The organism is Brevundimonas sp. (assembly GCF_027487935.1).
Lineage (GTDB): Bacteria > Pseudomonadota > Alphaproteobacteria > Caulobacterales > Caulobacteraceae > Brevundimonas.
The window spans coordinates 1-8,648 of the sequence record NZ_JAIYCP010000007.1 but is presented as its reverse complement, the minus strand read 5'-3'; the positions used below and the strand labels follow the sequence as shown (position 1 = coordinate 8,648).

Below are 8,648 nucleotides of genomic sequence, written 5' to 3'. Positions count from 1 at the left end.
CTGTCTGACCGGTTCTTCGAAAACTCGGTCGGGACGGCAAGCCTCGTCGATGCTGAGTACCGAGCGTTGAGGGAGCTGGAGAAAGCGAAAGCCCGTGCCAAGCGGATGCTCGACTTGTTCGAAGAGACTGGCGACCAAGAGGCCCGCCAGCGGTGGCTGGGAGCCCGCACCGAAATCGCTTCTGCCGAAGCCGCGACCGAGGGACTGAGGGTTCGTCTCGAACACGCTCGGGGCTCCGTGAGCCCTGACAAGCACATCGATCGTGTCGCAGCCGTTCATCACTTGCTGGACGGGCCGCCGTCGGATGAACGACGGGACGCTAGAGCGAGAACGGCCAGCAGCCTTCGAGAGCTCATCGATCACATCGAGTTTGCAGGCACGCTGTACGTGGCGATCCGAGGTGCGCCGTCGGTGGTCCAGATGGACCTAAATGGCGAAATCCTGGGCGACATCACCATCCCCGACTTGCCGCCGGATGAGGCGCATGCGGCTGGGAAGCGACTACTGTCGAAGAGCTGATCTGGAACGCAGTCAGCCAAGCATCCGGTGAGACGCCTGGCTGACCTTCAAAGCGCTATTTGGATTTGGGGGCGTTCTTCGGCGTGAACCGCGCTTGAAGTTCGGCGGCGGCCTTCGCCAGCGCCGCATCAAACGACCCCGTCAGGGCCTCCTGCCTCAGCGGCGGGAGGATTTGGCGGAGGTCCCCGAGCGACTTGCAAACGATCGTGTCGTTCGTGCCCTTCAGCTTGAGACGCATCGCACCGTACCGGATGGCGAAGTGAACCTTGCCGTCGTCGTCAATCGTCCACCACGGCGAGACTGAGCGGCTCTCCTGCGTGGTGACGACCTCATTGGTGCCCTGCGCAATCTGTTTGCGCATCTTCGTCTTTGTGTGCGCCTCGCCCTGCTCGATGGCGTCGATCAGCTTGATCTGATCCAGCAGACCCGCCGCCAGTTTGCGCCGGCGAACCTGCACCGGGTCGTAGTTCACCCGGCGTTCGCCGCCAGCCGTCAGTTCAAGTTTGTCCAGAACACTCATGTGGGCCTCCTTCAGTTGATGAAGGCCCCTTCCGGTCAGATCGGCTGGAGGACAACGGTCGCGACCGCCCCCACGACCGAAACCGACGCACAACTCTGACATATTGACAAGCTCGCGCTTTAGACGAACGATGCAATCTGGGGAGGAACCGTCATGAAACCACTCGTAGGCGTTTCGATCGCTTTGGCGCTGCTCACAGTGCCCACTATCGCCTGTGGCCAGGACTCTCAGACCTATCTCTATGATGCGAATGGACGGCTCATCGCCGCGACGACGGCGAGGCCGACGTCGGGAGCGTACGCCAGCTATGCGCTGGATGACGCCGACAACCGCACGGCCCGCAACGCCTATGCGACGACGGGCCCTACCGTCGCTGGTAAGCTCTTGAGCGGCGAAAGCCTTGTGCCAGCCCAAGCGATCACCAATGGGTCCTACACCCTGACCTTGCAGACGAGCGGCGACCTCGTGGTGACCGGATCGTCTGGGGTAGTTCAGCACAGCTGCACGGGCACAGGCCGCTCGCTGTATGCGCGGATGGAAACCAACGGCAACTTCGTTGTCCGCGATGTCGCCGGCGCGATCCTCTGGCAGAGCAATACGGGCGCATACGCCGGGGCCGAGCTGTTTCTGAACAGCGACGGAACTCTGGCGGTAAAAAGCGGCGGTGTGACCCGCTGGTCGGGGACGGTGACCGGCGGAGGGTGCTTCTGATGGCTCGCTTCAACCGGGTCGCGGGCTTGCTCGCCAGTACCATGCTCACCGCATCAGCCTCGGCTGTCGCCGCACAAGAACAACCAATCCCGCCGGAGCACTACACGCTTGATCCGCGCGGCGTGGATCTGGTCGCCGGTACCTTCAACCATGGGACCACCGAGGTGGTGATCGGCCAGCCGGGAGCGGGAGGATTGGCCTATGGTCGCTCGTTCTCAGGAGGATGGCGAGACACCTCAATCGGGGGACTCAGTTTCAGCGGTGGTGATTTGGTGGCCAGCATCGGCCCAATCTCCGAACCGTTCGTCTGGGACGGGACGGAGTACGTCTCAAAGTACAATAACGGCTCGAGCCTCGAACTGGTCGGCACCGAGTATCAGGTCACTGATCGCCATGGGAACAAGGCCGTATTCGCCACTATGATGATGAACGGCGAAAACCCCTATGGCGCGACCGAGGGATTGATCACCAGCTGGACTTCGCCCGCAGGCGAGGTGGTGACCTACACCTACCAAATGGGCTTCCGCGCCTTTGTGGGGAGGATTTACCGGCTTTCAGCCATCTCGAACAACCGCGGCTACATGCTGAAGTACGAATACGCCTCGAATACCGCCAGCGATGCGACGTGGTGGCGAGTGTCCAATGTGCGCGGCATTAACCTGGCCGTCGACTGGTGCGACGCTACTGCGAACAGTTGTTCGTCGTTCACCCAGACTTGGCCAAGCGTCACCTACGGGAGTTTCACCACCGGATTAGGTATCCCGCAAACCGCGACTGACGAAGCGGGCCGAGTGACCTCCTACACCTACTCCGCGATTGGTGCGTGGCAAGCCATCGAGAGCATTCGCTATCCCGGAGCCACGGCTGACGATGTCGCCGTCGATTACAACACCGGGACCGATCTGCTGGTCAATCGAGTGACCAACGCCAGCGGTCAGTGGGACTACACCTACTCGACCTCGGGCTCGGTCCAGACAACCACCGCAACGGGGCCGTTGAACCAGGAGCTGATTGTCGAGGTCGATACCACGATTGGCAGAGCGACCTCGGTCACCGACGCCCTCAACAACGAATGGGCTTGGGACTACGACACCGACTTGCGGGTAATCCGCGTCACCCAGCCGGAGGGTGACAACGTTGAGTATGAGTACGACGGCCGATCCAACGTCGTGGAAACGACCCGGAACCCCAAGCCCGGCAGCGGCGAAGATCCCATCGTCACCAGCACCCAATATCCAGCTCTGCCGTGCGCCGACATCGAGACCTGCAACAAGCCGGAATCGACCACCGATTCCATGGGCGGCGTCACGGAGTACGAATGGGACTCCACGACCGGGCAGGTGCTCAGCGTTACCCTGCCGGCCCCCGCCAGCGGCGCCGCCAGACCGCAGACCCGCTACACCTACGACACATTCCAGGCTCGCTACCGCAACAGTGCCTCGACCTATGCAAACGGTTCGGCGATCTCGCTGCCGGTCGGGACTTCAGCCTGCGTCACGGGCAACCCGCAAACCTCCCCGACGCCTGTCTGCACAACGACATCGAATGAAGTCGTGTCTGCGGTCACCTATCCGACGACCTCAAGCCCGAATAACCTGCTGCCGGTCTCGACCAGCCGGGGCTCCGGTGCGACGCCGGTCATGGCCGAAGTCGCAATGACATATACGCCACAAGGCGACATCCTGACGGTCAATGGGCCTTTGTCAGGCTCCGCTGACACCACGACGTATGTCTATGGCACATCCGATCCGCGCCAGTTGGTGGGTGTCATCGGCCCTGATCCAGACGGCGGGGGCGCTCTGCTAAACCGAGCCCAGCGCCTCACCTACAACACGCGAGGTCAGGTCACCGTCGCCGAGATCGGCACAGCGTCGGGTGGAACATGGGCCAACTTCTCTGCCATCGTGAAGGCGGAGACCGACTACGACACGGCTGCCTATTTCCGCCCCATCGTTTCCCGACAGATGTCTGCTGCCGGAGCCGTCTCTGGTGTTCAGCAAGTCACCTACGACGCCGCTGGCCGCCCGTCGTGCGTCGCGATCCGCATGAACCCGGCCGAGTTCTCAAGCCTGCCGTCTTCGGCCTGCACGCTTGATACGACTGGCGGGTTCGGTCCAGACCGGATCACCCAGACCACATATGATGATGTCGGCCGCCCGCTCACGACCACCTCTGCCCTCGGCACGGCCGACGCCCTGACGGAAAGCCTAACGTACACCGACAACGGTCAGACCGAAAGCCTGACCGACGGGAACGGCAACGTCTCGATCATGGAGTACGACGGCTTCGACCGCCTAGCCCAGCTGCGCTATCCCAATGCCACCGGCGGCGGAACAAGCACTACCGACTATGAGCAATACACCTTCGACGATTACGGCCGCTTGTCCAGCAGCCGTAATCGGGCCGGGCAGACGACCAGCTATACCTGGGACCTGCTGGGGCGGCTGAGGATCATCGACGCCCCCTCCGGCACGGATGACTTCGAGTACCGGTACGACCTGTTGAACCGCAAAACTTCGGTCAGCACAGATGTCGAGATATTGCCGATCGTCTGTAGCGCCACGACCACCTGTTTGGCTTGGGACGCCCTGTCGCGCCAGACCAGCCAGACTGACGGGTTCGGGGTCTTGGCATACCAGTATGACGCCGCCGGGCGGATGACCCGGATCACTTGGCCGGATTCCTACTATTCGGCCTATGAGCATGATCTCACCGGCGCTGTGACGGCCATCCGCGAGAACGGCGCGACCTCGGGCGCTGGTGTGCTGGCGACCTACGGATACAGCAATCTGGGTCAGGTGACCGGGATCACCCGCGCTGGCGGCTCGGGTGTAGTGACCACCTTCGGCTACGACGCCTTCGGCCGCATGACCTCACTGGGCCATGACGCTTCGGGCAGCGGCGACGATGTGACCTTGGGGTACGCCTATAACCCCGCAGGCCAGATCACCGGGCGCACAGTCAACGACACCGATTATGTTTGGACGCCCTCCACGGGAGCCACGGCCTATACGCTGAACGGCCTGAACGCGTTGACCCAGGTCGACAGCAGTTCGGTCACCTACGACAGCAACCGCAACGCCACGGCCGTGCCCGGCGCGACCTACGGTTATGACTCGGCCAATCGCCTGACTTCGGCGAATACGGGTAGCCCGGCGACCTTCGCCTTCGACCCCTTGGGCCGACTCTACCAGTCCAGCACGGGCGGCGTCACCACACGGTATCAGTACGCCGGTCAGCAGCTAGCCACGGAATACGACGCCTCGGGCTCCGTGACCCGCCGCTATGTGCCCGGCTTGGGGCTGGATGGAGTCGTCACAGCCTACACCGGCTCTGGAACCAGCACCCGCGACTGGCTTCTGGCTGACGAGCGGGGGTCGGTGATGGCCCTGACCGGCTCGACCGGCGTGGTCTCCAGCATCAACCGCTACGACGAATACGGCGTCCCCGCCTCAGACAACACGGGCCGGTTCGGCTACACCGGCCAGCCTTGGCTGGCCGAGGCAGGAGCATATCACTACCGGGCGCGGACCTATCTGCCTAAGGTTGGGCGGTTCCTGCAAACTGACCCGATCGGGTATCAGGCCGGAGCGAACCTGTACGCCTATGTGGGGGCGGACCCGGTGAATTTGTCTGATCCGTTGGGATTAGATGGAGTCCATACGGGTGTCGGCCCGACCGAATGCGGGCTGTTGGGCGGTGTCTTCAGGAGAAGGAGGCCAGACGACGATGTCGATCACAACACATGCACGATTCTGCCGGCCTTTGGCGGAGTGGGCGGCTTCAGCGGCAGCGGTGGTATAATTGAAGTTAGTCAGGATGGCCCGGGGGATGGCTTGCGTCGGGGATTTTCGCCGACGTTCTCCTGCCCGGTCACGCCACCCGCTACGGTGAACTCTGGGTTCGACGATCTCAGGGCCGGGGGTCGACAGCATATGGCAGTCGATTTGCGGGCGTACCTCGGGGCCCCAATATTCGCACCATTACCCGGCACGGTCCGACGGATTTGGCGTGCTGGAGGGGGGGGCAACTCCATCCTGATTGAAAACTACGACGGCAGCATATCGGGGTTTGCTCACACTGCGGCGATCGAAGGATTGCGGCAGGGAGACTCAGTTTCGAGCGGGCAACGGATTGGGACATCAGATGGATCGGGTGACGGCCCTCCTCACCTTCACTATACACACCGAATCGGTGGGGGCCGGATCGATCCGCTCGGAACAAGACTCAGGAGTGCGTGCCGTGTCCGGTCCAACTGACTACCTAGCTATAGCGGTTTCGGCAGTCTCAATTCTTGGCTGTGCTGAAAGCTCGAGTTCCCAAGAGGCAATACCTAGCTTGCCAGCGATGGCTGATGAGGTTTCAACCATCATAAAGAGCGGTAATCTTCAGCCGCTTCGGGGGTTGATCTTCGAGCCCTTAAACACCTTCGACTCGACGAGCGGAGAAATCGAGCCTGGGATTCAATGCTTCTTCATCGATGGAGCTCGCTGCCCACCCAAATCCGGAAAGCCTAGAGAAATAGTTTTAGCCGGCAGTTTCAATTATTACCACCACCTTAGCGGTGACGATGTCATCGTGAATTTTGTCCGGGAAGATCGCCGGGAAGATTTCCTCGCCGACCCGGACAGTTTCCTTAGATCAAGATATTTAAAGGACTATTTTTCCTGCCGATTCATTCGAGTTGATGGGAGGTGGTTAATAAAAGAGAGCATCTGTTATTCGGAAACCGAGGGCCCTTTCACTGAATACTATGAATGACGAAGCGGGGACAAACATCACTAAGGCAAGATGATCCTACCGAAGAAAACAGAGCCCGTTGAGCACTCGGGAATTCCAACGAATGGCGCTTACCCGTTTCAGCAAACGCTCGCTGGCCGGGATGGTCACGCCATTGGTTCGGTGGGCTAGAGAGCACCGTGCGCTACTTGGGTGTCGAGGTGGACGACGCCTTAGCGCTAGTGGAGCAGGTTGAGCTGTAGACCCACCTCGCCCGAAAGCGGACCCTCCGAGAGTCCGCTATGGGGGGGAAGCGGACGTTACAGGGGGCCGCCCGTTTGCGGTTCTTCGGGCGGATAGGTGGGGCCGCAGTCAAAGTCAGTCAGTCGCCGCGCCCTGACATCGTATTCTGCGCTGGCACGGATTCCCTTGGGACTGCTGTCAAAGTGGACTTCCACCTGATCCGCTCGGATCAGAGTCCGTCCCGGCGGATAATTCCCTGCACCTTGGCCCTGACGAAAACTCACAGAAACTCTTGTCCTGTCTGAACCAAGCCAGCCGCGCCCAACGACGGGTGCTCCTGTCCAGAGGTTACGACCCCAAGCATACTCGCGGGACGACCAATCCTCGATTGAGTTGATGCACGAGTCCCGAACCAGCAGGCGGTCGATCTCGTCCGCCAAGGCGGGGCTTGGGGGTTCTGCGGTCGTGGAGTTCAACAGCAGCAAACAAGCAGCCCCGATCCCCAGCGTGACGACCGCGAACCCCGCCTGAGATGCTCTCCGTCCCCCCATCACCTCAGCATAGGCCGCCCGGCAAGGTCCGCAATGGGTCGGGAGCGGACTGTCGCCTGAGGGTGCTTAGCGGACGCAACTGTGGTGGCGGCATGGACGTGCTAGGCTTTAAGCGGCACCGCCGAAAGTCGATGGCAAGGAATGATCTCGATGTCCGACAGACCGGCGCGATTGGCCCAGGCGGTATTGGCGGGGTTGTTCTGCCTCGCCGCAATGTTCGTCTTTGGTCAGATCGCGGCCAACCATAGCTGGAGCAACTTTTTCGTCCGCGCTCCGATATTCCTACTGGTGTATTGGGCTTACAATTTGAGGGCGAACGACCGGCTAGTTATCACTTTGGCGGCCCTTTCGTTTGCTAGCGTTGTCGGGGCTTTTCTCACCATCGTTCTTCGGTTCGACACGCATCCTCAGGTTCTAAACCTTCTAGGAGCGGTCGGTGCCATCGCGTTAGGCTCATCCCTCGCAATCCATGCGTGGCAGGTTCTCTCGCGCTGGCGAACGGCGAGGGCGCGGCGTCGTGCCACCACACGAGGGCCGCTGGAGAGACAGTCTGGGGGCTTCTAATGTCCGCTATGGGTCGAAATCAGCCCTTCGCGGCGAGACGCATAGCAGACGCTTTGGCGACCCGAGCAGCTATCAACCGAGCGGCGGTCGATGCATGCCACTTAGCGCCGCGCACGGTGGCAATACCCTGTCGGTTGAGCTCGGCCGCCACTGCCGAAGGCTTCGTGTGTCCGGCAGACATAATCGCAGTCACGATGGGGGCGAGCTCGCGATAGCGGGCAGCCGTTCGGCGAGCATTCGCCCGACGAGCCAGTGTCAGATTTCCCGCATACCTTCCGAGCGCACCTTCCGCGTGGGGATTGCCCAGCGCTGTGACAGGCCGCCCGCTCCGGCTGGATAGATGTATCTCGCCACGAGCGATCTTGTGTTTGATTGCGGCTAAAGCTTCGGTCGTCCTACGCGAGATCATCTCCCGTTCGGCCTGGGCAATCACAGCCAGTACGCCAATCGTCAGATCGTTCGCGTCCGGAACGTCCGCAGCCAAAAATCGCGCACCACTGTCGCGCAGGGTCAGCAAGAACGCAGCATTGCGGGACAACCGATCGAGCTTGGCGATCACAAGGGTCGCCTCCGTTAGCTTCGCCCTCGCCAGCGCCTTCTTGAGCACGGGTCGGTCGTCGCGACGGCCTGTCTCGACCTCGGTAAACTCCGCCAGAAGCGACAGACCGCGCTGCACTGAAAGTTGCTGAACGGCGTGGCGTTGAGCGTCTAATCCCAGACCACTTCGCCCCTGAGAGGCCGTGCTCACCCGGTAGTATGCGATTGCCTTCATTGGCGTTTCCCGACCCGATCTCGCGGCAAATGAACGTTTGCCGGAATGG

General features: G+C 61.4%; 6 protein-coding genes. 4 read left to right on the top strand and 2 right to left on the bottom strand.

The window, feature by feature from the left end:
* The coding region (locus Q0053_RS02970; protein ID WP_298095807.1) for a hypothetical protein at window positions 1-519 on the top strand (519 nt) is incomplete at its 5' end.
* Between the two features lie 55 nt (window positions 520-574).
* Here the strand turns inward: Q0053_RS02970 and Q0053_RS02965 are convergent.
* On the bottom strand, window positions 575-1,039 hold the full coding sequence (locus Q0053_RS02965; protein WP_298095804.1) for a hypothetical protein: 465 nt from the start codon (window positions 1,037-1,039) through the stop codon (window positions 575-577).
* Window positions 1,040-1,192: 153 nt separating this feature from the next.
* Here Q0053_RS02965 and Q0053_RS02960 point away from each other — a divergent pair, with 153 nt between their 5' ends.
* Genes Q0053_RS02960 through Q0053_RS02950 form a run of 3 tightly spaced genes read left to right on the top strand, consistent with a single transcriptional unit; the run spans window position 1,193 to window position 6,511 of the window.
* Window positions 1,193-1,750 (top strand): hypothetical protein, encoded by a 558-nt coding sequence (locus Q0053_RS02960; protein ID WP_298095802.1) that lies wholly within the window; start codon window positions 1,193-1,195, stop codon window positions 1,748-1,750.
* Window positions 1,751-1,776: 26 nt separating this feature from the next.
* Window positions 1,777-6,009 carry an RHS repeat-associated core domain-containing protein gene (locus Q0053_RS02955; RefSeq protein WP_298095799.1) on the top strand — a complete coding sequence of 1,411 codons (4,233 nt, stop codon included), beginning with the start codon at window positions 1,777-1,779 and terminating at the stop codon, window positions 6,007-6,009.
* On the top strand, window positions 5,993-6,511 hold the full coding sequence (locus Q0053_RS02950) for a hypothetical protein (protein WP_298095797.1): 519 nt from the start codon (window positions 5,993-5,995) through the stop codon (window positions 6,509-6,511). Before Q0053_RS02955 ends, Q0053_RS02950 begins: the two co-directional genes overlap by 17 nt.
* A 1,335-nt stretch (window positions 6,512-7,846) precedes the next feature.
* Here the strand turns inward: Q0053_RS02950 and Q0053_RS02945 are convergent.
* On the bottom strand, window positions 7,847-8,648 hold an 802-nt coding region (locus Q0053_RS02945; protein WP_298095794.1), incomplete at its 5' end, for a recombinase family protein.